This is a genomic window from Halorubrum sp. GN11_10-6_MGM (assembly GCF_005435165.1).
In the GTDB taxonomy this organism is placed as follows: domain Archaea; phylum Halobacteriota; class Halobacteria; order Halobacteriales; family Haloferacaceae; genus Halorubrum.
The window spans coordinates 19,036-43,005 of record NZ_SGUC01000003.1; the positions used below are offsets into that span (position 1 = coordinate 19,036).

At 70.2% G+C, this 23,970-nt stretch carries 22 protein-coding genes and 1 tRNA gene; 13 read left to right on the plus strand and 10 right to left on the minus strand.

Annotated elements, in window-relative coordinates; genetic code table 11:
• Positions 1-89: 89 nt before the first annotated feature.
• A complete protein-coding gene (locus tag EXE46_RS02300) occupies positions 90-1,085 on the minus strand; it encodes a transcription initiation factor IIB family protein (protein WP_137686885.1) in 996 nt (331 codons plus the stop codon).
• 141 nt (positions 1,086-1,226) lie between these two features.
• Between EXE46_RS02300 and rnhA the strand changes: the two genes are divergently transcribed.
• Both rnhA and EXE46_RS02310 read left to right on the plus strand, forming a co-directional pair.
• Positions 1,227-1,823, plus strand: a complete 597-nt coding sequence (gene rnhA / locus EXE46_RS02305; protein WP_137686886.1) for a ribonuclease HI — start codon at positions 1,227-1,229, stop codon at positions 1,821-1,823.
• Positions 1,810-2,574: a hypothetical protein gene (locus EXE46_RS02310; RefSeq protein ID WP_137686887.1), complete on the plus strand. Its 765-nt coding sequence runs from the start codon at positions 1,810-1,812 to the stop codon at positions 2,572-2,574. The genes rnhA and EXE46_RS02310 overlap by 14 nt, the downstream gene beginning before the upstream one ends.
• Positions 2,575-2,670: 96 nt before the next feature.
• Here EXE46_RS02310 and EXE46_RS02315 read toward each other — a convergent pair whose 3' ends face one another.
• Positions 2,671-3,021, minus strand: coding sequence for a PadR family transcriptional regulator (locus EXE46_RS02315; protein ID WP_137686888.1), 351 nt, complete (start codon positions 3,019-3,021; stop codon positions 2,671-2,673).
• A 388-nt stretch (positions 3,022-3,409) separates the two neighbouring features.
• Between EXE46_RS02315 and EXE46_RS02320 the strand changes: the two genes are divergently transcribed.
• Together EXE46_RS02320 and EXE46_RS17575 are read left to right on the plus strand one after the other, a co-directional pair.
• Positions 3,410-3,943 carry an inorganic diphosphatase gene (locus EXE46_RS02320; protein WP_137686889.1) on the plus strand — a complete coding sequence of 178 codons (534 nt, stop codon included), beginning with the start codon at positions 3,410-3,412 and terminating at the stop codon, positions 3,941-3,943.
• A gap of 97 nt (positions 3,944-4,040) precedes the next feature.
• Positions 4,041-4,166, plus strand: a complete 126-nt coding sequence (locus EXE46_RS17575; RefSeq protein ID WP_255509428.1) for a hypothetical protein — start codon at positions 4,041-4,043, stop codon at positions 4,164-4,166.
• Between the two features lie 19 nt (positions 4,167-4,185).
• On the opposite strand, the gene EXE46_RS02325 is transcribed toward EXE46_RS17575, so the two are convergent.
• From EXE46_RS02325 to EXE46_RS02335, 3 genes are all read right to left on the minus strand, one after another.
• On the minus strand, positions 4,186-4,983 hold the full coding sequence (locus tag EXE46_RS02325) for a winged helix-turn-helix domain-containing protein (protein WP_137687018.1): 798 nt from the start codon (positions 4,981-4,983) through the stop codon (positions 4,186-4,188).
• A gap of 92 nt (positions 4,984-5,075) precedes the next feature.
• Positions 5,076-5,324 (minus strand): hypothetical protein, encoded by a 249-nt coding sequence (locus tag EXE46_RS02330; RefSeq protein ID WP_137686890.1) that lies wholly within the window; start codon positions 5,322-5,324, stop codon positions 5,076-5,078.
• Positions 5,325-5,666: 342 nt separating this feature from the next.
• Positions 5,667-7,832 carry a caspase family protein gene (locus EXE46_RS02335; protein ID WP_137686891.1) on the minus strand — a complete coding sequence of 722 codons (2,166 nt, stop codon included), beginning with the start codon at positions 7,830-7,832 and terminating at the stop codon, positions 5,667-5,669.
• Between the two features lie 150 nt (positions 7,833-7,982).
• Here EXE46_RS02335 and EXE46_RS02340 point away from each other — a divergent pair, with 150 nt between their 5' ends.
• The 3 genes from EXE46_RS02340 (at position 7,983) to EXE46_RS02350 (ending at position 11,145) form a co-directional block, all read left to right on the plus strand.
• Positions 7,983-8,939, plus strand: coding sequence for a succinylglutamate desuccinylase/aspartoacylase family protein (locus EXE46_RS02340; protein WP_137686892.1), 957 nt, complete (start codon positions 7,983-7,985; stop codon positions 8,937-8,939).
• Positions 8,939-10,177 carry a pyridoxal-phosphate dependent enzyme gene (locus EXE46_RS02345; protein WP_137686893.1) on the plus strand — a complete coding sequence of 413 codons (1,239 nt, stop codon included), beginning with the start codon at positions 8,939-8,941 and terminating at the stop codon, positions 10,175-10,177. The genes EXE46_RS02340 and EXE46_RS02345 overlap by 1 nt, the downstream gene beginning before the upstream one ends.
• A gap of 71 nt (positions 10,178-10,248) precedes the next feature.
• Entirely contained in the window at positions 10,249-11,145 is an 897-nt protein-coding gene (locus EXE46_RS02350; RefSeq protein WP_137686894.1) for a ketopantoate reductase family protein, read from the plus strand.
• A 55-nt stretch (positions 11,146-11,200) separates the two neighbouring features.
• On the opposite strand, the gene EXE46_RS02355 is transcribed toward EXE46_RS02350, so the two are convergent.
• Entirely contained in the window at positions 11,201-11,422 is a 222-nt protein-coding gene (locus tag EXE46_RS02355; protein WP_137686895.1) for a hypothetical protein, read from the minus strand.
• Positions 11,423-11,766: 344 nt separating this feature from the next.
• On the opposite strand from EXE46_RS02355, the gene EXE46_RS02360 reads away from it, so the two are divergent.
• From EXE46_RS02360 to EXE46_RS02370, 3 genes are read left to right on the plus strand one after another with little or no spacing between them, the layout of a single operon-like run.
• The gene (locus tag EXE46_RS02360; protein ID WP_137686896.1) at positions 11,767-12,615 is read left to right on the plus strand and encodes a CBS domain-containing protein; all 849 of its coding nucleotides are present in this window, start codon (positions 11,767-11,769) and stop codon (positions 12,613-12,615) included.
• Positions 12,616-14,418 carry a glycine--tRNA ligase gene (gene glyS / locus EXE46_RS02365; RefSeq protein ID WP_137686897.1) on the plus strand — a complete coding sequence of 601 codons (1,803 nt, stop codon included), beginning with the start codon at positions 12,616-12,618 and terminating at the stop codon, positions 14,416-14,418.
• Between the two features lie 4 nt (positions 14,419-14,422).
• Entirely contained in the window at positions 14,423-15,046 is a 624-nt protein-coding gene (locus EXE46_RS02370) for a dolichol kinase (protein ID WP_137686898.1), read from the plus strand.
• Positions 15,047-15,093: 47 nt separating this feature from the next.
• Here EXE46_RS02370 and EXE46_RS02375 read toward each other — a convergent pair.
• Positions 15,094-15,178: transfer RNA gene (locus EXE46_RS02375), tRNA-Ser, on the minus strand.
• Positions 15,179-15,341: 163 nt separating this feature from the next.
• Between EXE46_RS02375 and EXE46_RS02380 the strand changes: the two genes are divergently transcribed.
• Positions 15,342-16,304: a MoxR family ATPase gene (locus tag EXE46_RS02380; RefSeq protein WP_137686899.1), complete on the plus strand. Its 963-nt coding sequence runs from the start codon at positions 15,342-15,344 to the stop codon at positions 16,302-16,304.
• Positions 16,305-16,330: 26 nt separating this feature from the next.
• Here the strand turns inward: EXE46_RS02380 and pyrE are convergent, their stop codons facing one another.
• Together pyrE and EXE46_RS02390 are read right to left on the minus strand one after the other, a co-directional pair.
• On the minus strand, positions 16,331-16,876 hold the full coding sequence (gene pyrE / locus EXE46_RS02385) for an orotate phosphoribosyltransferase (protein ID WP_137686900.1): 546 nt from the start codon (positions 16,874-16,876) through the stop codon (positions 16,331-16,333).
• Positions 16,877-16,928: 52 nt separating this feature from the next.
• On the minus strand, positions 16,929-20,180 hold the full coding sequence (locus EXE46_RS02390) for a PAS domain-containing protein (protein ID WP_137686901.1): 3,252 nt from the start codon (positions 20,178-20,180) through the stop codon (positions 16,929-16,931).
• 286 nt (positions 20,181-20,466) lie between these two features.
• Between EXE46_RS02390 and gatB the strand changes: the two genes are divergently transcribed.
• Positions 20,467-21,954 carry an Asp-tRNA(Asn)/Glu-tRNA(Gln) amidotransferase subunit GatB gene (gene gatB / locus EXE46_RS02395; protein WP_137686902.1) on the plus strand — a complete coding sequence of 496 codons (1,488 nt, stop codon included), beginning with the start codon at positions 20,467-20,469 and terminating at the stop codon, positions 21,952-21,954.
• Between the two features lie 34 nt (positions 21,955-21,988).
• Positions 21,989-22,306 carry a hypothetical protein gene (locus EXE46_RS02400; RefSeq protein ID WP_137686903.1) on the plus strand — a complete coding sequence of 106 codons (318 nt, stop codon included), beginning with the start codon at positions 21,989-21,991 and terminating at the stop codon, positions 22,304-22,306.
• Between the two features lie 8 nt (positions 22,307-22,314).
• On the opposite strand, the gene EXE46_RS02405 is transcribed toward EXE46_RS02400, so the two are convergent.
• A complete protein-coding gene (locus EXE46_RS02405) occupies positions 22,315-23,883 on the minus strand; it encodes an MATE family efflux transporter (protein ID WP_137687019.1) in 1,569 nt (522 codons plus the stop codon).
• Between the last annotated feature and the right edge of the window lie 87 nt (positions 23,884-23,970).

Genomic DNA, 23,970 nt, shown 5'->3' on the forward strand with positions numbered 1-23,970 from the left:
TGAACGTTGCTGGCGAGGCCGGACCGCAGCGCGGCGAAAAAGGGAGCGCAGAGAACGGAGCGGAGGAGAGCGCGCGAGAGCGACGCCGCCTAACTGTGAATTCCCATCGCCTCGATCTGCTCTTGGTACCGGTTGCGGATGGTGACCTCGGTGACCTGCGCGACGTCGGCGACCTCGCGCTGTGTCTTCTTTTCGTTACACAGCAGCGAGGCCGCGTAGATCGCGGCGGCGGCGTAGCCAGTGGGCGATTTCCCGGAGAGCAGCCCCTGCTCGGCGGTCGTCTCGATGATCTCGTTGGCCTTCGACTGGACCTCCTCGGAGAGTTCCAGCTCCGAGGAGAACCGCGGGACGTACTTCTTCGGATCGACCGGCCGCATCTCCAAGCCGAGCTCCTGAGAGATGTAGCGGTACGTCCGGCCGATCTCCTTGCGGTCCACCCGTGACACCTCCGAGATCTCCTCTAAGCTGCGAGGGATTCCCTCCTTGCGACAGGCGGCGTACAGCGCGGCGGTGGAGACGCCCTCGATGGACCGCCCGCGGATCAGGTCCTCGTTCAGGGCCTGCCGGTAGATCACCGACGCCACCTCCCGCACGGAGCGCGGGACGCCGAGCGCCGAGGCCATCCGGTCGATCTCCGAGAGCGCGAACTGGAGGTTGCGCTCGCCGGCGTCCTTCGTCCGAATGCGCTCCTGCCACTTGCGCAGGCGGTGCATCTGCGACCGCTTCTTCGAGGAGATCGAACGCCCGTAGGCGTCCTTATCCTTCCAGTCGATCGTCGTCGTCAACCCCTTGTCGTGCATCGTCTTCGTCGTCGGGGCGCCGACGCGCGACTTCTCTTGCCGCTCGTTGTGGTTGAACGCGCGCCACTCCGGACCGGGATCGATCTGCTCGTCTTCGATGATCATCCCCGTCTCCTCGTGTATCAGCTCGCCGTCGGCCGTCCGAGTGAGATCCTCCGGATCGAAGTCTTCCGGGTCCAATTCGTCGATGTCTTCGACCGCCTCGATGTCGATCTCGTCTTCCTCAGCGTCCTCGTCCCCCACGCGCTGCCGGTCGTGATCCCGTTGCCGGGTGGGCCGTGTCATCGCATTTATATGCTATCCAATCCGTTTAACTTAAAAGTTTGTTACGGTGTGGGCCTGTACCACACCTATTACGGACGCCGCTCGACCGAGCGCGGGCGGCGACGGACAGCCCTTTGTCCGGCGGGCGCGGAGCGCGGACGAATGCCGACGATCGACTGCGACCCGGCCGCCGCGCGCGAGCGCCTCGCGGACGCGGGCGTCCGGATCGACGAGGGGAACACGCCTCACGAGCGGTGGCGCGCCGAGCGCGACGGGGCCGTCGCGGTCGCGTACGACGACAAGGTCGTCGTTCAGGGGAGCGACCCGACGCGGCTGACGGCCCTCTTGGCGGAGGGCGGCGGCCGCGCGCACGTCTACTTCGACGGGGCCTCCCGCGGGAACCCCGGACCCGGCGGGATCGGCTGGTGTCTCGTCACCTCGGACGGGATCGTCGCCGAGGGCGGCGAGCGCATCGGCCGCGTCACGAACAACCAGGCGGAGTACGCCGCGCTGATCCGCGCGCTGGAGGCGGCCGACGAGTACGGTTTCGACGCGATCGACGTCCGGGGCGACTCCCAACTCATCGTCAAGCAGGTCCGCGGCGAGTGGAACGCCAACGACCCCCAGCTCCGCGAGAGGCGGGTCCGCGTCCGGGAGCTGTTGGAGCGGTTCGACCGCTGGTCGATCGCGCACGTACCGCGGGAGATAAACGAACGCGCCGACGATCTGGCGAACGAGGCACTCGATGACGCGAACTGACGACGATCCGCCGGAGTGGGCGAAAGAACAGGCGCGCGAGATGATGGCGGCGGAGGGTGACGACGAGGGGGCGGCCGACTCCGAGGACGCGGAATCGCCCGCTTCCGACGATGAGCGCGTCCCGGACCTGCCGGTCGAGGCGGTCGACGAGGCGGAGCGGCTCACCCGGCTCGCCCGCGAGGCCGAGTCCGCGGAGCCGACGCCGGAGCTCGAGGAGGCGGCCGACCAGTACCGCGAGCGGCGCGACGCGCTCGCGGCGGAGTACGGCTACACGGCGCGCGTCCGCGACGAGGACGACGCGCTCGTGTTGTACCCCGACGAGTGGATGGAGAACGGAACCGTTCGGCTCGACCGCGTCGAGGACACCGACCGCGCGGTCGAGGTGTCGCTGTCCGGTCCCGGCGACGCCGACCGCTACCGCGAGGTGGCCGCGTACAACGAAGCGGTCGCCGAGGCGGTCGCCGAGCGAGAAGCCGAGGTCCACGCGCGGACCGCGGAGACGTTCGCGACGTTCATGAGCAACCACTACGTCCGCGCGGTCGACGACGCCACCCCGGAGATGCGCGCCGAGTTCCGCGAGGAGTACCTGGTCCGCAACGGCTGGCCGACCGACGACCAGCTCGCCGCCGTCGACGAGTCGCTGTCCGTGATCGAATCCGTCGCCGAAGCCGTCGACGGCCCCGCAGACGGCAACGCTTCCGACCTCGACGGGCCCGCTGACGACCACGACGCTGCCGGCGACTCGGCGTAGCGGTCGCTCGGGAAAGAGAAAACGCGGCTTTCGCCGCGCCGTGTGCCAAAAGGTTCGATCGGAGGCCGATACCGTTCGGGTCGCGCGGGCGCGCTCCTAGTCGAGCAGCGCCCGGACCTCGTCCGCGCGCTCCTCGTCGGTGACGAACCGGTCGAGGACCCACTCGATCTGACCGAGGACGATGTCGTGTCCCTCGTCGGTGAGCTCGTACTGGTTCGTCCGCTTGTCGAGTTCGCTCTTCTCGACGAGCCCGTGGTCGACGAGGTCGTCGAGGTTGGGGTACAGGCGGCCGTGGTTCACTTCGGAGCCGTAGTACGCCTCCAGCTCCCGCTTGATCGCGAGGCCGTACATCGGCTCCTCGGCGAGGATGGTGAGGATGTTCTGTTGGAATGCCGTGAGATCGCTCGCGGCGGTCGACTCATCAGTGACTGTTTGTGCCTCTGACATGCCTGACGGGAAGGGACCCGAACTTATAATCTTTCTCAACATTCACGACCGTTGCGATGCGTAACCCCGGACGGCCGTCCAGATCTTGCGGTACCGACGGTCTCTCGGCGGACGCTCGTGGTATCCGGCGGTAGGGGCTGTTCGACTGATCGATTCCGTTTTCGGTGAGTGGACCGGAGGATCGTCGGTTACGCCCCGCCTACGGCTCGCGATCGACATCGGTGAGCTCCGGATTTCGACCGTTTTGCTCCCCGCGATGTCGGCTCTCCGCGGTTCAGTGACGCCGAGTCCTCGTCGTCGCGACGGCTATTCGCGACGGCTGTTGACGACGGCCGCGCTCGCGCGATCCCGAAAGGACTTTGCCCGACATCGATCCATCAACGGACACATGGCCAACCTCTGGGAAGATCTCGAGACGGGACCGAACGCGCCGGACGAGATCTACGCCGTCGTCGAGTGTCTCAAAGGCGAGCGGAACAAGTACGAGTACGACAAGGACATCCCCGGCGTCGTCTTGGACCGCGTGCTTCACTCGAACGTCCACTACCCGTACGACTACGGCTTCATCCCGCAGTCGTACTACGACGACGAGGACCCCTTCGACGTGATGGTGCTCGTCGAGGACCAGACGTTCCCCGGCTGCGTGATCGAGGCCCGTCCCGTCGCCATGATGAAGATGGACGACGACGGCGAGCAGGACGACAAGGTGATCGCGGTGCCGACCGAGGACCCCCGGTTCGACCACATCGAGGACCTCGACGACATCCCGCAACAGACTCTCGACGAGATAGACGAGTTCTTCGCGACCTACAAGAACCTCGAGGCCGGCAAGGAGGTCGAAACGCTCGGCTGGGAGGACAAGGCGGCCGCCAAGGAAGCGATCGAACACGCACAGGACCTGTACGACGAACAGGTCGCGTAGCGAGCGCATAACCGAGGCGCATCCGACGCCCGCGCCCGGATGCGTTATGCCTATGGGTAATTTTTAGAGGGACACCGACCTACGCACTGACAGAGCCATGAGCGCCACAACGCCCCCCGTCGGTATCGACCACCCGACGGTCGTGCCCGCGAACTTCGATCCGGACGACGACGCGGCGACCGACACGGGGACAGAGGAGACCGACGACGCCGACGACGCGTAGCGGTCGCCACGATTCGTTTTCAGGCCCGCTCGACGACCGAAGAGAGTCGCGTCGCGTCGTCTCGAAGCGACACGAACGCGTCGTCGACCCAGTCGACGACCGTCTCCTCGGTCGATTCGAGCAGGCATCGCGGATTGTTCCGTTCGTCGTACGCGGTCACGCAGGCGACGTCATCACAGCGGACGAGGCCGTACTCGATCGACTCGGCGCTCACGTACACCGCGGCGTCGTCGTCCTCCAGCGCGCGGTCGGTCGCCGGCCCGAACTCGGCGACCGACATGTCGACCACGTCGCGGTCGATGATCAGTTCCACGTTCGCCCCGGCGTCCAAGGCCGTGGCCGCCGCGTCGTTGAACTGCTGGAGGACGACGGGAGAGACGGCCCGGATCTCGCCTCCGCAGCTCTCGCGGAGCAGTTCCGTGAGCCGATCGACGACGGCCAGGGGGTTCTGATCGGACGCGACGGTGAGGTCGCTGTCCGGGATCCCCGCCGCGGGGAAGTCGACGCCGACGCGCTCGACGGTCTCGGCGAACCGCCCGTAACGGTCGCCGCGCTCGACCTCCGTCAGGAGCGACTCGTACGCGTCGTGAACGCGCTCTCCGGTCGGCGTCACCCGGTAATCCGCGCCGCGTTTCACGACCCAACTGCGCTCCCGGAACCCTCCGAGGATCCGCTGGACCGTCGTCCGGGTCGCGTCGACCGCGTCGGTCAGCGCGGCCGGGCGCCGCGGCTCCTCGCGCAGCGCCCGGAGTATCGCGACCCGAGCGGGCGACCCGGCGAGGTACTGTGCGCCGTCGTGTCCCTCCTCGCCCGTCATCGTACGATCCCCGCGTACGGGTACCATCCAGTTAACCGTACCGCGGCACCGGTGTGACCGTTGCGCTCTGAGCCCGAACGCGCCCGCCGAGGTCAGCTCCGGTGTCGGAACGAGACGACGGTGCCGACGGTATCTTCGCCCCCGATGCGTTCCGTCGTCACGGTCACGGTCGCGAGCGCGTCCGCGCCGAGCGCCTCCTCTATCACTGCCCGGAGCGCGTCGGGGTCGGCGCTCTCCTGTCTCACCGGCACGCGAACCTGCCGGCGGTTGACCGCGACGTTACCGAGGTCGTACTCCGTGTGTTCGAACGCCTCCCGGATCGCGGTTTCGACATCGCTCATGGTACCGTCCGTTCCGCGCTCGGCGGTGAAAAAACGCGGCCTCAGTCGGCGGCGTGAGTCGGACCGTTTCGATCGCCGGTAATCGCAGTAAACGACGGATTGTTCGGTGCTTGACGGCTATACTAATTTAATACAACTAAATCACAATTAAAATATCTTCAATATCTCACCGTATAACAATCTTAATATTTATTTATCTTGATACTTTTCGAATATGTACGAAAGTGTGGCGGAATACGTGGCAGAGCACCCGAAAATGGCTGGCGTCCTGTTCACCGCGCTGCTACTGTTGACGCAGGCGGCGCCCGCGGCGGCGAATATGGCGGCGTCTAACCCCGGTCCTTAAGGATTTAATTCATCACTCCAAGTCAGTTGACCTGATTTAAATATCGGCGTGGTCTCCAAATCTAAAAACTTAGAGAGTTGTTCCGTATCAACTATCTGACCTCCTATGTTTACTGGAATATAGTAGTTTGAGTCGCTCGTGTCGAGATTTAGTGTTGTGAGTGTTCCATTACCGTACGGTCCATTTGGAAGCATGTCAGCGGATATCTCCCACTCGTTTGGCCGTATCTCTTCGAGATTAATAATAAGAACAGACCCACTCCGACTCTGACAGATCGTCGTCCCCCCGTCACCCACCACGATGTACTGGTGGCCCGTGATCAGTTCCCGCTTTGCCACGTGGAGCGCGGTCCGGAGGTTGAACCCGCTGTTCATCAGGCGGGCGATGATCCGGCCGAGCGTCGTCGCGGGTGAGTTCGCCACGTCGGAGAGCGTGACGATGCCGCCGCGCGAGCCGCGGTGGACCAAGGCCTCTCCCTGCTGGTACGACTGACAGGCGTTGAGCAGGAAGGCGCTGACGCCGATCTCGAGGTCCTCGTCGGTCAGGTCGAGGTAGCTCTCGGCGCACTGCATCCCGCGGTCGTCGACGTGCCCGATGTAGTGGAGGAAGTCGACGTCGGACGCGAGCGCCTCGCGCATCTCGTCGCGGTCGAGGTCGTGGCGCACCTCGATGTCGAACTGGACCATGTCGCGGAGCCCGTAGAGGTCGGCGACGTCGCCCTCCTCGCGCATCTGCTCGTCGTTACAGACGACGAGGACGGAGATACGCGACTGCTCGACTTGACCCGCTTCGAGCCGGCGGTGGTACGCATCGAGCGTCGCCTTGTTCGCGCCGAGCGGGACGCCGTCGCCGACCCACGCGTGCTCGACGGTGTCGACCGGCTCCGGCCGAACGAAGTCGGTCCGGGTCGCGACGGCGCCGCGGTCCGCCGAGGCGTCCGCGCCGCGAGTGATCCCCGCTGTCGCCCCGCCGCGAACGAATTCGTCGTCGTCGAGGGTGCCACCGCTATCGCCTCCGACGGCGCCGACCGGGACCGCTCCTCTCGTCGCCGGCGACGGGTTCCGGTCCGCGCCGCCCAAGAAGCCCACGCCCGCCCCTCCGTCGTCCTCGACCGGGGTGACGGTCTCCGGCGAGCGGACGACCGACAGCTCGCCGGCGACGAACGGGAGCATCTCCACGTTCTCGGGGTCGGGGCGGACGTCCGTCGTCAGCGTCCACTGCGGGAGTTCGGGTTCGACCGCCTCGAAGGGGACGTCGAGGTACTCGCCGAGCCGCTCCGCCAGCGGGAGGTCGTACAGCCGCCCCCAGTCGAGGTCGAGGTTCGTCGTCTCGCGCTCGTAGAGGTCGACCGGATAGAACCCCTCCGTGCGTGCCAGACAGTCCATGTGGAACGACTGCCTGAGCACCTGCGCGGTCCGCGTCTCGAACCCCGGTTCGAGCGGGTACGCCCACCCGTCCCCTTCGATCCGCGGGTCGTCTCCGGGGACGACGTCGGCCGCGAAGTAGTACGCCAGCGACACGACGGGATAGAGGTAGCGGTACTCGGGCGGGACGACGATCCGGACCCCGCTGTCGACGGGCTCAACGCGTTCGGGCACGCGGAACTCGTCGCCGGGCTCGATCAGCGGCGGGTGGCCCCGCAGGGTGGGGAACGACCGCTCCGGGCTGGTCGTCTGGAGCGCGGAGCCGAGGAGCGAGACGGCGTCCATCAGCGACTCCGGGTCCGTTGGGGTGGTGATCGTCCCCGCCGGCGTCTGGTGGAGCGACCGGAACCCGAGCCCGACGGTACCCGGCGCGTCGAGGTCGATCCGGGTGGTCCGGTCGGTCGTGGAGACGGAGAAGCCGGCGTCGAAGGTGAGGTACAGCTTCGTCGGCGCCGGGTTGATCCCCACGTGGTACGCCCCGCTCGGCATCGCGTAACAGTCGCCGTGAGTCAGGAGCTCTCCGTCGCCGGCTCGCGTCTCGACGACCGCGACCCGCGGGATCTCGATCGACCCGGTCTCGACCGCGACGCTGGCGTCGACGGGGAAGTAGTGGTCCGACTCCGGACGCGGTCGGGGGTCGACCGGTCGGTCGGTGTACACCTCGAACTGCGTGTTCTCGATGTGGTCCGTGACCGTGATCCCGTCGGCCTCGCGAAGCGGGTCGATGTCGATGCTCATGGGGGCTCGCCGCGGGCGTCGTTCGGTGGACGGGAACCGACGCCGCGGGTGTTGGTACTCTCCGGTTGAGCGATAGCGGCGATAAAGCTTGCGTCGGTCGGATCGCCGCGGACCGAACGGATAAAGTCCCGGCCGCCCCACCTCCGCGTAATGATAACGCTGGGAACGGCCCGCGCCGCTCCGGGCGAGACGGACACGGGCCGTCTCGAGGCGGGGGAGATGCGGGACGGGAGCCCCGTCCGGCTGCCGGTCGCCGTGATCAACGGCGCGGCGGACGGGCCGAAGCTGTACGTACAGGCGGTGAGCGACGGCGACGAGCTGAACGGGCTCGGCGTCGTCAACCGCGTCGTTCCGCGGCTCGACCCGTCGGAGCTGTCCGGTTCGGTCCTCGTCGTCGGCATCGTGAACCACTTCGCGTTCCAGGCCGCTGAGCACCGGAACCCGGTCGACGACCGCAAGATGAACCGCGGCTACCCGGGCGACGCCGACGGGTCGACGAGCGAGCGGATCGCCCACGAGACGTTCCAGATCGCCAAGCGCGCGGACTACATCCTCGACCTCCACCAGGGGTCGACGAGCCGGATGATAAACGAGACCCGGGTGCGCTGCGGCGTCCGCCACCGCCTCCACGGGAAGTGTTTGGAGCTCGCGAAGGCGTTCGGCTGCGGCCACGTCCTCGACATCAAGGGGCCGGACGGCCAGCTCGCGCGGGCCGGGCCCGAACACGGCATCCCCACCGTCGATCCCGAACTCGGCGGCTGCGTCGGCTGGGACGAGGAGTCGATCCGGTACGGTGTCGAGGGCGTGTTCAACGTGCTCCGCCACTACGGGTTCCTCGACGCCGACGCGACCCTCGAACCGCAGACGCGCGCCCGCGGCTTCGACCAGTACGGCTCGCCCGCGGGCGGTCTGGTCCGCTTCGAGCGCGAGCTCGGCGAGCGCGTCTCGGCCGGCGACGTCCTCTTCGAGGTGACCGACACCTTCGGCGCCTTAGAGGGCCGCGTCACCGCCGACACGGACGGGATATTCTGGCGCACCCGCCGGCTCCCGCAGGTGGCCGCCGGCGAGTACGTCTGCTCGATCGGCACGAACGTCGACGAGTACTGATGGCCGACCCCGACGACCGCGGCCGCGGCGCCGGCACGTCGGAAGCGGGGTCCGATCTCCGCGCCCTCCGCTGTCCCGAGTGCGGCGAGACGTATCGCGACCGGTGGCGCTGCCGGTGCGGCGCCCCGCTCGACTTCGCCGAGGGGGCGGTTCCGAGCGGAGCCGCGCCCGACCCCGCGGCGTTCGACGTACGCGCCGGGCTGTGGGCGTTCGACGACCTGCTCGCGGTCGGCGACGCCCCCCGAGACAGGGTGACGCTCGGCGAGGGGATGACGCCGCTCGTCGACGCCGACACGGGCCGCGGTCCGATCGGGGACGCGGAACCCGAGATACCTCCGTGGAACGCGTCGTTCAAACTGGAGTACGTCTTCCCGACCGGCTCCTTCAAGGACCGGGGCGCGACGACGACGCTGACCCGCGCGCGCGAGCTGGGCGTTGAGCGCGTCGTCGAGGACTCCTCCGGCAACGCGGGCGCCGCGATCGCGACGTACGCCGCCCGCGCCGGGGTCGACGCCGAGATCTACGTCCCGGCCGACGCGAAGGAGTCGAAGCTCCGCGCGATCCGCCGCGCCGGCGCCGAGCCGGTCCGGATCGAGGGGAGCCGACAGGATGTGACCGACGCGTGCGTGAGCGCGGTCGTCGGCGGGGACTCGGGCGCGACCGCCGCTGAGGACGGCGACGGGAGCTCCGCCTGGTACGCCAGCCACGCGTGGAACCCCGCCTTCTTCGAGGGGACCGCCACGGTCGCGTACGAGATCGCCCTCCAGCGCGACTGGGAGGCCCCCGACGCCGTCGTGACGCCGCTCGGCCACGGGACGCTCTTCCTCGGCGCCTACCGCGGGTTCCGGCGACTCGAACGCGCCGGGTGGATCGACGAGATGCCCCGGCTCTACGGCGCGCAGGCCGCCGGCGTCGCCCCGATCGTCGAGGCGCTTCACGGTCCGGAAGCGGCCGATCCCGCGGGAGCGGTCAACGACGCGGCCGACGGGATCCAGATCGCCGAGCCGGTCCGCAACCGGGAGATACGCGAGGCGATCGACGCGACCGGCGGCGACGCGCTGGCGGTCACCGAGGCGGCCGCGACCCGCGAACTCGACCGACTCCACGCGGCCGGCTTCTACACGGAGCCGACCTGTGCGGTCGCGCCCGCGGCGTTGCGAACGCTCCGCGATCGCGGCGAGATCGGTCCCGACGAGGCGGTCGTCGTGCCGCTGACGGGAAGCGGTTTGAAGGGCTGAGTCGGCCGTTTCGAGCGGTTCCGGACCTCCCAACCGGTACCCCTATCTCGGTCGACGCGCGTGATACCTCCATGGAGGTACTCGTCTACGGCGCCGGCGCGCTCGGGAGCCTCGTGGGCGGGCTGTTAGCGCGCGCCCACGACGTGACGCTCGTCGGACGCGACCCGCATATGCGGCGGATCCGCGAGGACGGGCTCCGGATCGACGGCGAGGCGGACGTTCGCGTCACGCCGCGCGCGCTCACCGACGGGCGGCACCGCGCCGCCGACCTCGCCGTAATCACGACGAAGGCGTACGACACCGACGCGGCGGCGCGGGCGCTCGCGACCGGCGAGTACGACGCGGTCTGTTCGCTCCAGAACGGCCTCACCGAGGAGCGACTGGTCGCCGCGCTCGACGCCACGGCCCTCGCCGGCACCGCGAGCTACGGCGCCCGGTTCGCGGCGCCGGGGCGCGTCACCTGTACCGGCGTCGGCGAGGTCGTCGTCGGGCCGCTCTCCGGCGGCGAAAGCCCCGCCGCCGACCGGGTGGGCGCCGCCTTCGAGGCGGCGGGCATCGAGACGGTCGTCGCCGACGACATGCCGACGCGCCGCTTCGAGAAGCTGGCCGTCAACGCCGGGATCAACGGACCCTCGGCGCTCGCGCGGACGGAGAACGGGCCGACGCTCGACGGGCCCGCGGGCGAGGTCGCCCGCGAGGCCGCCCGCGAGACGGCCGGCGTCGCCCGCGCGGTCGGGGTCGATCTGACGGACGACCGGGCGGTCGACGCCGTCGAGCGCGTCGCCGCCGACACCGCCGCGAACCGGTCGTCCATGCACGAGGACGTCGTGAACGGCCGTCGCACCGAGGTCGACGCCATCTACGGTGCGGTCGTCGACCGGGCTGACCGCCACGAGCTGTCGGTCCCGACCTGCCGGACGATCGGCTCCCTGATCCGCGGCTGGGAGGCGGCGCGCGGGCTTCGCTGAGGGCGGAGTCGGTTCGCAGAAATCGAAACGCGGGCCGCGGTCGCGACCGCTACGCTCAGCACCACTCCTCGAGGACGGTCGCGTCGGTCTCGTCGACCGACAGCCACGCGTCCTCCCGCGAGACGTCCGCGATGACGAGTTCCGGTCGCGACGACGCCGAGTCGATAGAGGCCATCACGTCCGGCGCGTCGGGGGCGTCGAGTGCCGGGTCCGTCGGCAGCGCCGTCCGGCGGCGGTCGGGGTCCGGCTCGTCCCAAGGAGTGGAACTCCGTGACATGGTTGTGAATAGTTCACAGTACGTATAAGAGTTGCGAACCAGATCGAAACTGACCGTCGGATCGGAGATTTCCGGGACTCGTCGCCGACGCATCTCTCGAAAAAGGACCGCTCAAACGACCATACGCCGAAACGTGTCGAGTTTCTCATCGACGCATCCGGTCGTCGGCCGGCCGGCGCCCCGAGCGTCTGTCGTCCGAGCGAGGACCGCTCCGAGCGTCAGTCGTCCGAGCGAGGACCGCTCCGAGCGTCCGTCGCCGCACGCGGCGCTCCCTCCGTATCACCGGGTGATCCGCCGCCGCACACCTTCGCAGTATACAAGAGGTGCCACGCTGAAAGACGGGCATGAACGTCGCAGACGCCATGACGCCTCGGTCGGAGCTCGTCGTCGTCGAGATACCCGGCAGCCGGAACGACGTGTTGGAGTACATCCAGGAACACGGGTTCTCGTCGGTCCCGGTCGTGAAAGACGTCGACGGCGAGGAAGTGTACCGCGGGCTCGTCACCCGCGACGACCTCATCGACCAGCCGGACGAGGACCAGCTCGCACTCCTGATGCGCGAGGTGCCCACCGCCGGGGCCGACGACGACATCGTCGACGCCGCCCGGACGATGGCCGCGGAGGGCTCGCGGCGGCTCCCCGTGGTCGACGGCGACGAGCTCGTCGGTATCCTGACCGTGACCGACGTGGTGCGGGCGATCGCCCGCGGCGAGGTCGACGGCGAGACCGCCGTCGGCGAGCTCGCGACCCCCGAGGTCAACGCGACCCACTCCGAGACGCCGCTGCCGGTCGCCGAGCGCGAGATCGCGCTCTCCGGGGTCCCGTACGCGGTCGTTCTCGACGACGACGCCGCGATCGCGGGGATGCTCACGGAGGTCGACATCTTAGAGGTCGCCCGCGTCGTCGAGGGCGAGGCGAGTACGGGCGACTCGATCGCCGAGCAGGACTCCGAGTGGTCGTGGGAGGGGATCAAGGCGACCGGCGCGCGCTACCTCCCGACCCGGAACGTCGAGATCCCCGCGGAGGCGGTCCGCCACTTCATGACCGCTGACCTCGTCACCGTCAACGCCACGCGGACGGCCAAGGAGGTTGCCCAGGAACTCATCAGCAACGACATCGAGCAGGTCCCGCTCGTCTCGGGCACGGATCTGGACGGTATCGTCCGCGACGTCGACCTGCTGGAGGGGCTGTAGATGGCGGCGGATCGGCTCGCCGAACTCGCGAAGCGCCGCGGCTTCTTCTTCGGGTCGAACGGCGCGTACGGCGGCACGGCCGGGTTCTACACGTTCGGTCCGCAGGGAGCCGCCCTGAAGCGCAACGTCGAGGACGCCTGGCGCGACCGGTTCACCATCCGCGAGGGGAACCGCGAGATCGAGGCGCCCACGATCATGCCCGAGGCCGTCTTCGAGGCCTCCGGCCACCTGGAGGGGTTCGACGACATGCTCGTCGAGTGCCCCGAGTGCGGCGCCTCCCACCGCGCCGACCACCTCGTCGAGGACGCCACCGACGTCGAGGACGCCGAGGCGCTCCCGGGCGAGGAGGTCGCCGAGCTGATCGCCGACAACGACATCGTCTGCCCCGCCTGCGGCACCGAACTCGCCGGCGAGCCGGTGGAGGCGTTCAACCTCATGTTCGCGACCGACATCGGCCCCGGCGACGCCCAGCCCGGCTACCTCCGCCCGGAGACGGCGCAGGGCATCTTCGTGGAGTTCCCCCGGCTGAAGGAGTACGCCCGCGGGAACCTCCCGTTCGGCATCACGCAGATCGGCCCCGCCTACCGCAACGAGATCTCGCCGCGCGGCGGGCTCCTCCGGCTCCGCGAGTTCACGCAGGCAGAGCTGGAGCAGTTCATCGATCCCGAGGAGGACGAGCCGCCGCTCGACCGCGTGCGCGACGTCGAGGTCCGGCTGTACCCCGCCACGGAGCAGGAGGCCGACGACGGCGACTACCTGAACACGACGGTCGGCGAGGCGGTCGACGAGGGCGTGATCGGCTCCCCGTGGGTCGGCTACTACCTCGGCGTCGCTCAGGAGTGGTACGAGCGCGTCGGCGTCGACCTCGACCGGTTCCGGTTCCGCCAGCACCTCGCGGGCGAGCGCGCCCACTACGCGGCGGACTGCTGGGACGCGGAGAGCGAGGTCGACGGCGACTGGATCGAGATCGCCGGCTTCGCGTACCGCGGCGACTACGACCTCTCGAAACACGACGAGTACGGCGACGACGCGTTCACCGTGTTCAAGCGCTACGACGAGCCGCAGACGGTCGAGCGCGCCACCGTCGATCCGGACATGTCCGTCCTCGGACCCGAGTTCGGCGGCGACGCCGCCGCGGTCGCCGAGGCGCTCGAAACGCTCGCCGAGCGCGACCCCGACGCCTTCGACGGCGAGACGGTCGATGTGACGGTCGGCGAGGGCGCCGACGCGGAGACCCACGCGGTCGACGTCGACGTCGCGAACTTCTCCGTCGAGGAGGTGACCGAGAGCGGCGAGCACATCACCCCGCACGTCGTCGAGCCCTCGTTCGGCGTCGGCCGGACCGTTCAGACGCTGCTCGCGCACGCGTACGAGACCGACGAGGTCGACGGCGAGGAGCGCACCTACCTCTCGCTGGACCCCGAGGTCGCCCCGCAGGACGCCGCCGTCTTCCCGCTCGTCACCAACGACGACCGGCTCACCGCGCTCGCCGACGAGGTCGCCGCGGATCTGCGGGCCGCGGGGCTCGCGGTCGCGTACGACGACTCCGGCTCCATCGGGCGGCGCTACCGCCGGCAGGACGAGGTCGGCACCCCGTTCTGCGTCACGGTCGACCGCGACGGGATCGAGGGCGACGGCCCCGACACCGTCACGCTCCGCGAGCGCGACTCCGCGGCGCAGGTCCGAATCCCGGTCGCCGACCTCGCCGACGAGCTGACCGCGCTGCGCGAGGGCGAGCCGTTCGCGTCGGTCGCGGACCGGTACGACGCGGTCGACACCGACGTCGAGACCGCGGGGAACTGAGGGCGTGACCCTCCCGGCCGCGGCGTGGCGCGAGCGCGTGGAGTTCGAGCGGCGGCTGGTCCACGCGAGCGGCACGCTGTACCCGGTCCCGTACCTGCTGGGCTGGATCTCGTGGCGGACGACCGGGCGGCTGCTCCTCGTGAGCGTCGCGATCGCGGCCGCCCTCGAAGCGCTCCGCCTCTCCGGGTCGGTCGGCCCGCTCGATCCGCTGTACGACGCCTTGGTCCGGGAGTACGAGTCGGACAGCGTCGCCGGCTACGCGCTGTATCAGGTGAGCATGGCGGGCACCGCGCTCGTCTTCGCGCCCGTGTTCGCCGTGCCCGCGATGTGGATGCTCTCGGTCGGCGACCCGATAAGCGGCGGGCTCGGCGAGAACGCGGCGACGGAGCCAAAACGGCTCTCGGTGGTGGCGGCGATGGTGTTCGTCTGCTTCGGAATCGCCGTGCCGTACGCGATCCCCGAGTTCGGCCCCGATCCGGGCGTCATCGTCGCCTTGGCGGGCGCGATTCCGGCGGCGATCGCCGACGGGCTCCCGCCGCTGATCCGCGGCGTGGCCGTCGACGACAACCTCACTATCCCGCCGGCGGCCGCGAGCGGGATGTTCCTCTCGGCCGCGCTGATCGCCTGACAAGCCTCCGGCGAACCCGTCGCTCACCGGGCGAAATCGAAGAGAAGCGCCGAGGCGGAGATTTGAACTCCGGTGTCCGAATGGACAGTAGATTTCGAATCTACCGCCTTGGCCAGGCTAGGCTACCTCGGCTCGTTCATCGGTTGGCCGGTTCCGCTGTTATGCGTTTCGATCGCACTCGACCGCGTCGGGGTGCCGCGGCGCCGCCTCCGATCGGGGACCCGACCCGAGCGCCGTGCCGGCGCCCGCCGCGCGTCCCGGCAACGCTTTTCGGCCCGGCCCCCCTGCGGTCGGTATGGATGTCCCCGAAGCGGCCGACGCCTGCGACCGCGTCGTGAGCGAGGTCGGCGGTGCGGTCGTCGCCGACCGCGAGTTCCTCGACCGCGTCACCCTCGGTATCCTCGCCCGCGGCCACGTCCTCCTCGAAGACGTGCCCGGCACAGGGAAGACCCTCTCCGCGCGCTCGTTCGCGACCGCGCTCGGCTTGGAGTTCTCCCGGATCCAGTTCACCCCCGACCTCCTCCCCGCCGACGTCACCGGGACCAACGTGTTCGACGAGCGCGACGGCTCCTTCTCCTTCTCGCCGGGACCGATCTTCGCGAACGTCGTCCTCGCCGACGAGATCAACCGCGCCCCGCCGAAGACGCAGGCGGCCCTGCTGGAGGCGATGGAGGAGGGACAGGTGACCGTCGACGGCGAGACACACGACCTGCCCAGCCCGTTCTACGTGATCGCGACGCAGAACCCGGTCGAGAGCGAGGGCGCGTTCCCGCTCCCGGAGGCCCAGCTCGACCGGTTCACGATCAAGACCTCCATCGGCTACCCCGACGAGGACGGCGAGTTAGAGCTGCTCCGACGCCGCGCCGGCCGCGTCGAGCAGTCGCCGACGGTCGATCGCGTCCTCGATCCCGACGCGGTGGCGGCGCTGCGGGAGGTGCCCGAGTCCGTCCGGGTCGACGACGACCTCCTGCGCTACGCGGCGTCGCTCGCGCGGGCGACCCGCGAGGACCGCCGCGTCGAGGCCGGCGTCTCGCCCCGCGGCACCCAGCGCCTCTTCGAGACGGCTCGCGCGGCGGCGGTCGTCGCCGGCCGCGAGTTCGTCACGCCGGACGACGTGAAGCGCGTCGCGGAGCCGACGCTCGCGCACCGGCTCGTGTTGACGCCGGACGCCGCGGTCAACGACGTCGACGAGCGAGACGTGATCGCCGACGTGCTCGACCGGGTCGCGGTGCCGACGGTAGAGGCGCCCGAGGCCTGATTCCCGTTTAAAAGAGGAGCCGCGAACTACTCCGCGTCCCGCTCTGCCAGCAGCTCCGTCGCCGTGAGCAGCGACACCAGTTCGACGTCGTGGTCGGCGAGCAGCTCCGCGGCGCCCTCCTCGCGGTCGACGACGACCAGCACGCGGTCCACCGTCGCGCCCGCCTCGCGCAGCGCCTCGACCGCGTCGACCGCGGACTGGCCGGTCGTGGCGATGTCCTCGATCACGATCACCTCCTCGCCGTCGTCGAGTCGTCCCTCGATCCGGTTGCCGGTGCCGTACTCCTTCGCCTGCTTGCGCGCGATGACGTACGGCCGACCCAGCTCCGCGGCCGTGACGGCCACGAGCGGCACCGCGCCGAGCGCGACGCCCGCGAGCTTCGCGTCGGTGTCGGCGAGCCGGTCGGCGAACGCCTCGCTCACGAGTCGGAGGGCGTCGGGGTCGGTCTCGAAGAGGTACTTGTCGACGTAGTAGTCGCTCGTGCCGCCGTGCGACAGCTCGAACTCGCCGAACCGAACGGCGTCGGCCGCGGTGAGCGCCGCGATCAGCTCGCGTCGGTCGTCGTCGGTCATACGGAGAGACGGGCCGCGGCCGACCATAAACGGGTCGGAACGCGCGAGGCGGCTACGCCTCCGCGTCGTCGGCGCCGGTCTCGGCCGGCTCCGCCGCCGGGAGGGCGAGCGTCACCGTCGTTCCCTCCCCGTCGAGCCCGGGTCCGAACCGGATCTCGCCGCCGTACGCCTCCACGACCCAGGCGGCGATCCACAGCCCGATGCCGGTGTTGTGGCGGAGCTGCGTCACCTTGCGGTCCCCGGTGACCACTTCCTGAACCGCCGTCGCGATCCCCGGCCCGTCGTCGGCGACCCGCACCGTCACGACTCCCGCGTCCGGGTCGCGTCCGGCGGTCACCGTCACGCGCGGGGCGTCCCCGCCGTGCTCGACGGCGTTCTCCACGAGGTGATCGACCGCGACCGAGAGCCGGTCGTCGCCCCGCACCGCGGTCCCGTCCGGCACGTCCGCCGTGATCCGGGTGTCCGGGCGTTCGCCCGCGTGCCGCTCGACGGCCTCCTCGACGACCGCCCGCACGTCGATCGAGTCCGGGTCGGTGACGTACCCCTCCTCGACGACCCGCCGCAGGGTGGTGGCGCCGTCTGCGACCCCGGCGAGCCGCTTTCCGGTGGCCTCGATCCGCTCGGCGAAGTCGCGGATCGCGTCGTCGTCCGTCCGGCCGGCGATCTCGCCGGCGAAGCCGAACACGACGTTCAGCTCGTTCCGGACGTTGTGCCTGAGGATCCGGTTGACGATCCGGACGTACCGTTCGCGGCGCTTCCGGTCGGTGATATCCGTGTAGATGCCGAACGCCCGTCGAGCACCCTCGGTCTCGTAGCTGAAGCCGCGGAAGAGGAACTCGCGCGGCCCGTCGACGGTCTGACGGCGCACCTCCCGCGTCGCGAATCCGCGGTCGCGGACCAGCGCGTCGAGGTCGTCCTCCTCGTCGCCGCCCCGGTCGCTGTCCCCGAGGCGGTCGTCCTGAATGTCTAACGCGCCGATCGTTCGGCCCCGGAGCGACGCCTCGTCCGCACCGAACTGCGTCTCGAACGCGGGATTGAGCCCGTCGATCACCGTCTCGTCGTCCTCCAAGACGACCTCCATCACCGGGTCGGGGATTCGGTCGAACAGCCGCCGGAAGCGGTCCCGCTCGGTCGACAGCTCGGTCCGGGTCCGCTGGAGGTCCGTCGTGTCGGACAGCGACCCGACGACTCCGCCGCCGTGGTCGGAGAGCCGCGACAGCCGGAGCTGCCCGTGTCGCGGGTGGCGGTCGCCGTCGCGTTCGGTGGTCAGCTCGACCGTCCGCGCCGGCTCGGGACCCCCCTCGACGCCGTTCGACGGGTCGGTGAGCGCCGTGACCGCCTCGGTCACCCGCGTCGCGTCGGGCGCGTCGACGAGCGCGTCGAGCGGCCGTCCGACGATGTCGTCGGAGTCGTCGGCACCCACCCACGCGGCGAACGGCGCGGTGGCGTAGGTGACTGCGCCCTCGCCGTCGAGGACGCACACCATGTCGTCGACGTTCTTGAGCGCGTCCTCGTAGGTGCGGAGCCGGCGGCGGCGGTCGGCGGCGTCCATCGCGGCGACCGCGTTCGTCGCCAGCAGTTCGAGGACGGAGACGTCGTCCTCGTCGAAGGCGTCCGGCTCGACCGCGCCGACGATGAACGTGCCCTGGTCCCCGAGCGGGACCGCGGCGACGGAGCGCATCCCGTGGTACGCCCGGTCGTCTTCGACCTCGGCGAGGTCGCCGTCCACCCGCGGCTCGCCGCGCTCGAACACCCGGCCGCTGATCCCCTCGCCGGGGCGGCGCGGGCCGCGGCTGTCGGCGAACCGGTCGCCGAGACCGTCGCTCGTGGCCGCCAGCCGCAGGCGGTCGTCGTCCGGGTCGTACAGCCGCACGCCGCTGATCTCGTAGCCCAGCACCTCGTCCGCGGCCTCGATCAGCCGGTCGGCGACCGCCTCCCTGCTGTCGGTCCGCTGGAGCTCTTCGACCGTCCCGAGGAGCCGTTCGAGGACCCGCTCGCGCTGCTTCCGGTCGGTCGCGTCCGTGAAGAACACGGAGAGTCCGTCCGACGACGGGTAGGCAGTCACTTCGGTCCACAGGTCGAGCGGCTCGTAGTAGTCCTCGAACGAGATCGGCTCCTGCGTCTCCATCGCGCGCCGGTAGTTCCGCTCGTACTCCTCGCCGATCGCCGCCGGGAACTCCGCCCAGACGTCGGCGCCGAGCAGCTCGTCCGGGTCCCGGTCGAGCAGCGCCGCCGCCTTCTCGTTGACGTAGGTGAACCGCCACTCCTCGTCGAGCGCGAAGAACGCGTCGTCGATCCGTTCGAGGGTGTCCTCGAACCGCGCGACCGCCGCCTCGCGCTCCTCGCGCGCGACTCGCCGCTCGATCGCCCGGCCCAGCCACCCCGCGAGCAGCTCGACGAACAGTCGCTCGGACTCGTCGAACGGGCGGTCGCGTCGCTCCGGGTCGAGGAAACAGAGCGTCCCGTACGTCTCGCCGTTGACGACGACGCGCCCGCCGACGTAGCTGCCGAACCCGAACTCCTCGTAGGCCGGGTCGCCTTTCAGCCCGGCGGCCTCGGGGTCGGTGAACGCGAACACGTCGTCGCTCCGGACCGTCCGCTGGCAGTAGGTCAGCTCCAGCGGGACCGACCCGTCGTCGTCCAGTTCGCTCTCCGCGAGCGAGTCGAGCAGCCCCGTCCCGTCGCTGTACCTGCGGAGTTCGAGTCGGTCCTCGTCGATCCGCGAGGAGTACCCGATAGAGAGTCCGAGTCGATCGCGACCCAGCTCCAGCAGCGCGTCGAGCTTCTCGTCGAGGTCGGCCGCCCGGTCCGAAACGATTCGGATGAACGGTTCGAGCGCGGACTCGACCTCGACGTTGAGCGCGTTGCCGGAGCCCCCGGCCGCTCCCTCGTCTCCGGGCGACGGCTCCGCGAGCGTTCCGTCGGCGTCGAGCCGGTCCGCGAGCGTCTCGCCGTCGGCCGCGAGCCGCCGTCCGGAGACGTACTCGACGCCGAGTCGGCTCGCGTCGATCGCGGCGTCGGGGAGGTCGTCGACCGAGTACGCGAACACCGCCGCGTCCGGGTAGCGACTACGGACCGACCCGAGGCGGTCGCCCGGGTCCTCGTCGTCGCGCAGCCTGACGACGACCCGCTCCGGGGCGTCGCCCGCGCCGCTGCCACCGGAACCGTCGCCCGCGCCGCTGCCGCCCGAACCGTCGCTCGCGTCCGCGTCGCCGTTCGCCGGGCCGACTCGCGTTCCCTCGGGCAGTCGCCCCCACGCGGCGTCGACGGGCGCTCCGAGGTGGAGCGTCGACTCAGCGGGCATCCGTGATCGAGCGGTCCCGCGACGGTCGTCCGCGACGGGGGTGGTCCGCCCCGGTCATTCCCGGTGCGGTCCCCTCGGGAATCGTCCTCGAACGGGCACCGAACTCGGCCCGCTCGTCCTGTCCGGGCCGGCGCCCGGACGGATCGTCGATTCGGTCATTGCGCTGGCTAGGGACCCCCCCGTGATAATCGTTCCCTCCGAACTTTCGAATCCGAGATTTTGGCTCCGCGTCCGCCCGGCGGTCGTCCCGACACGATTTAGGCGGCCCGCTCACAACGGACGGGCAATGAGTACGCAGGCCGCGACGGCGGACCGGACAGTCGTGATCGGGCTGGAGGTCCACGTCCAGCTCGAGACCGACACGAAGATCTTCTGCGGCTGTTCGACGGAGCCCGAAGCGGACGAGGACCCGAACACGCGCACCTGCCCGACCTGTCTCGGGCTGCCGGGCGCGCTGCCGGTCCTCAACGAGGCCGCCGTCGAGGCCGCCGTGAAGATCGGAAAGGCCATCGACGCCGACATCCCCGAGACGACCACGTTCCACCGGAAGAACTACTACTACCCCGACCTCCCGAAGAACTTCCAGCTCACCCAGTACGACGCGCCGATCTGCCAGTCCGGCGAGCTGGAGGTCCGCGTCGACGGCGACCCCCGGACGATCGGGATCACCCGCGCGCACCTCGAAGAGGACCCCGGGAGCCTCCAGCACGCGGGCGGCTCCATCGAGTCGGCGACGCACACCCTCGTCAACTACAACCGCGCTGGCACGCCGCTGATGGAGATCGTCACCGAACCGGACTTCCGCTCGCCGGCCGAGACGCGCGCGTTCCTCGCGAAGCTGGAGGAGGTCCTGGAGTACCTCGGCGTGTTCGACCCCGGCCGCGACGGCAGCCTGCGCGTCGACGCCAACGTCTCCCTGGTCCCCGCCGAGCACGTCGCCGACGACGGGACGATCGACGGCGACGCCTTAGAGGACGTGAGCCGCGCCGAGGTGAAGAACATCTCCAGTCACAAGGGCGCCGAGCAGGCGCTCGCCTACGAGGTCACGAGACAGGAGAACGTGCTGCGGCGCGGCCGCGAGATCGAACAGGAGACCCGCCACTGGGACGAGGACCGCGGCGTCACCGTCGGGATGCGCTCGAAGGAGGCCGAGAAGGACTACCGCTACTTCCGCGAGGGGGACCTCCCCGCGCTGGAGGTGGCCGACTGGAAAGACCGGATCGCGATCCCGGAGCTGCCGGACGCCCGCCGCGAGCGCTTCCGCGACGAGTACGGGCTCGACCGCGAGGCCGCCTCCAAGCTCACCTCCACGAAGGCGGTCGCGGACTTCTTCGAGGACGTGGCGAGCGAGTTCGACCCCGACCTCGCGGCGACGTGGGTCGCCGACAACCTGCTCGGCGAGCTCAACTACCGCGAGATGGAGATAACCGACGTCGAGGACCGGCTCGACGAGTTCACGCGGCTGATCGAGTTGGTCGCCGCCGACGAGCTGACGGTGAAGAACGCCGAGGAGGTCGTCCTCCGCGAGATGCTCGACGAGGGCGACGACCCCGAGACCGTCATCGAGCGCGAGGGGCTCGGAAAGGCCGAGAGCGGCGAGGTCGAGGCCGCGGTCGCGGCCGCCATCGACGAGAACCCCGACGCGGTCGAAGACTACCACGACGGCGACGAGGGCGCGATCAACTTCCTCGTCGGGCAGGTGATGCAGGCGACCGGCGGCAGCGCCGACCCCGGTCAGGTGAACGGCCTCCTCCGCGAACAGCTGGACGGCTGAGCCGCGGTCGGCCTGCGCGTTCTCTCCCCCAGTCATGGCCATCGTCGAGACCGTCGTCGTCGCCCACGTCGCCGGGATCTGTCTCCTCCTCGCGTGGGCGATCGTCGCCCGCGGGAAGGTCGGCCTGATCGCCGGCTACGACGGCGACCTCCCGCCCGAGCGCGAGGCGGAACTCGCCCGCGACGCGGCGGCGATCCTCGTCGTCGCGGCGGCCGCGTCCGGCCTCCTCGTCGTCGACGCGTGGACCGGCGCCGTGCCCCGGCCCGGCGCGCTCGTGACGCTCGCCGTCGCCGCCCCGGTCGCGTGGTTCCTCTGGAAGTGGAACGTGCGACGCGACTCCGGAACGAACTAGCCGGCCGGTCAGTCGTCGTCGCCGGGGGTGTCGGATCCCCCCTCCTCGGGGTCGACCGCGCCGACCGGATCGCTCCCGTCGGCGGCGTCGCCCGAGTCGACATCGCGGACGACGTCCGGATCCCTTTCCGCCTCGTCGACGACCGACTCGGTCCAGGTGCCGCGCAGGAACCAGCCGACGCCGACGGCGAAGGAGGCGACGGCGGCGGCGGTGTACGCCCACCACAGTCCCGCGACGCCCCAGTCGAGCCCCGTGTAGGTGACGCCGACGACGGGCAGGGTCACCGTGCCGAACGCGAGCAGGGCGGCGATCGGGATCCGGAACGCCCACCGCGAGAGCAGCGACAGCGCCATCGCGACCTCGGTGCTGCCGGCGCCGCGGAACGCCCCCTGGATCACCATCAGGCCGCCGAAGAACCCCCACGAGAGCGCGACGATCCGGAGGAACCGCACGCCCTCGGCGACCGTCTCCGGGTCGGCGACGAAGACGCGCATCGCGGGCGCCGGAAAGGCCCAGACGAGGCCGCCGGCCGCGAACAGGATCGCCATCGTGGCGACGGTCGCGACGCGGGTGACGGCGACCGCGCGGTCGGGCGTTCCCGCGCCGAGGTTCTGCCCCACCCCGGTCGACGTCGCCTGACCGACCGCCCCGGAGACGGTCCACGAGACGGACATCAGCCGGACGCCGATCCCGTACGCGGCCGTGGCGGCCGCCCCGAACCGCGCGACCAGCGCCGCCATCGCCACCGCCGCGAACGAGCGCGCCCAGCCGTCGAGCGTGGCGGGGTACCCCACCGAGACCAGCTTCCGGAGGACCGCCGGGTTCGGCCGGAGGTCGCGGGGCCGGAGCCGGATCCCCCAGTCGCCGCGCAGCAGTATCCCCACCCCGACCGCGGTCGCGAACAGCCGCGAGACCAGCGTCGCCAGCGCGGCCCCGCGGGTCCCCATCGCCGGCACCGCCGGGAGCGCGCCGGCCGCCGGCAGCGCCGCCGACCACGCGGCCGGCGCCAGTCCGGCGAGCCACGCCGCGGGATTCCACCCGAGGATGAACACCGGATCGATGACGATGTTGAGCCCCGCCGAGGCCGCGACCAGCCACATCGCCGTCTTGGTGTCGCCCGCGCCCTGGAGCGACGCGCGGAACGCGAAGAAGAGGAACGTGAGCGGGAGCGTCGCGAATATCACCTCGATGTACGCCAGCGCCTCGACGAACACCTGGTCGCGCGCGCCGATCCAGTAGAGGAGCCGGTGGCGCGCGAGGAACCCGACGGCCGCGAGGACGAGTGAGACGACCGTCGCCAGCAGGCAGGTCTGCGCGACCACCTCGTCCGCGCGGCGGTCGTTGCCCGCGCCGACGTGTTGGGAGACGACCGCGATCGTCGCGGCCGTGACGCCCATGGCGGTCGAGACGAACATCCAGGAGAGCGGGAACATCAGCGAGACGGCCGCGACCGCCTCGGTGCTCACCCGCCCGACCCAGAACATGTCCGCGAGGTTGTACAGCGTCTGTAGCAGGTTCCCGAGCACCAGCGGCCACGCGAGACGGAACAGCCTGGGCGAGATCCGCCCCGTCGTCATGTCGATACGCGCGTCTTGGCCGGCCACGGGAACCCCTCCGACGTACCGTTCGGCGGCGGCCCCGTAACGTTTCGGGAGCCGGCGCTC

Coding starts and splice junctions, on each gene's coding strand:
- EXE46_RS02300 (WP_137686885.1), bottom strand. CDS start 1,085: ATGACACGGCCCACCCGGCAACGGGATCACGACCGGCAGCGCGTGGGG.
- rnhA (WP_137686886.1), top strand. CDS start 1,227: ATGCCGACGATCGACTGCGACCCGGCCGCCGCGCGCGAGCGCCTCGCG.
- EXE46_RS02310 (WP_137686887.1), top strand. CDS start 1,810: ATGACGCGAACTGACGACGATCCGCCGGAGTGGGCGAAAGAACAGGCG.
- EXE46_RS02315 (WP_137686888.1), bottom strand. CDS start 3,021: ATGTCAGAGGCACAAACAGTCACTGATGAGTCGACCGCCGCGAGCGAT.
- EXE46_RS02320 (WP_137686889.1), top strand. CDS start 3,410: ATGGCCAACCTCTGGGAAGATCTCGAGACGGGACCGAACGCGCCGGAC.
- EXE46_RS17575 (WP_255509428.1), top strand. CDS start 4,041: ATGAGCGCCACAACGCCCCCCGTCGGTATCGACCACCCGACGGTCGTG.
- EXE46_RS02325 (WP_137687018.1), bottom strand. CDS start 4,983: ATGACGGGCGAGGAGGGACACGACGGCGCACAGTACCTCGCCGGGTCG.
- EXE46_RS02330 (WP_137686890.1), bottom strand. CDS start 5,324: ATGAGCGATGTCGAAACCGCGATCCGGGAGGCGTTCGAACACACGGAG.
- EXE46_RS02335 (WP_137686891.1), bottom strand. CDS start 7,832: ATGAGCATCGACATCGACCCGCTTCGCGAGGCCGACGGGATCACGGTC.
- EXE46_RS02340 (WP_137686892.1), top strand. CDS start 7,983: ATGATAACGCTGGGAACGGCCCGCGCCGCTCCGGGCGAGACGGACACG.
- EXE46_RS02345 (WP_137686893.1), top strand. CDS start 8,939: ATGGCCGACCCCGACGACCGCGGCCGCGGCGCCGGCACGTCGGAAGCG.
- EXE46_RS02350 (WP_137686894.1), top strand. CDS start 10,249: ATGGAGGTACTCGTCTACGGCGCCGGCGCGCTCGGGAGCCTCGTGGGC.
- EXE46_RS02355 (WP_137686895.1), bottom strand. CDS start 11,422: ATGTCACGGAGTTCCACTCCTTGGGACGAGCCGGACCCCGACCGCCGC.
- EXE46_RS02360 (WP_137686896.1), top strand. CDS start 11,767: ATGAACGTCGCAGACGCCATGACGCCTCGGTCGGAGCTCGTCGTCGTC.
- glyS (WP_137686897.1), top strand. CDS start 12,616: ATGGCGGCGGATCGGCTCGCCGAACTCGCGAAGCGCCGCGGCTTCTTC.
- EXE46_RS02380 (WP_137686899.1), top strand. CDS start 15,342: ATGGATGTCCCCGAAGCGGCCGACGCCTGCGACCGCGTCGTGAGCGAG.
- pyrE (WP_137686900.1), bottom strand. CDS start 16,876: ATGACCGACGACGACCGACGCGAGCTGATCGCGGCGCTCACCGCGGCC.
- EXE46_RS02390 (WP_137686901.1), bottom strand. CDS start 20,180: ATGCCCGCTGAGTCGACGCTCCACCTCGGAGCGCCCGTCGACGCCGCG.
- gatB (WP_137686902.1), top strand. CDS start 20,467: ATGAGTACGCAGGCCGCGACGGCGGACCGGACAGTCGTGATCGGGCTG.
- EXE46_RS02400 (WP_137686903.1), top strand. CDS start 21,989: ATGGCCATCGTCGAGACCGTCGTCGTCGCCCACGTCGCCGGGATCTGT.
- EXE46_RS02405 (WP_137687019.1), bottom strand. CDS start 23,883: ATGACGACGGGGCGGATCTCGCCCAGGCTGTTCCGTCTCGCGTGGCCG.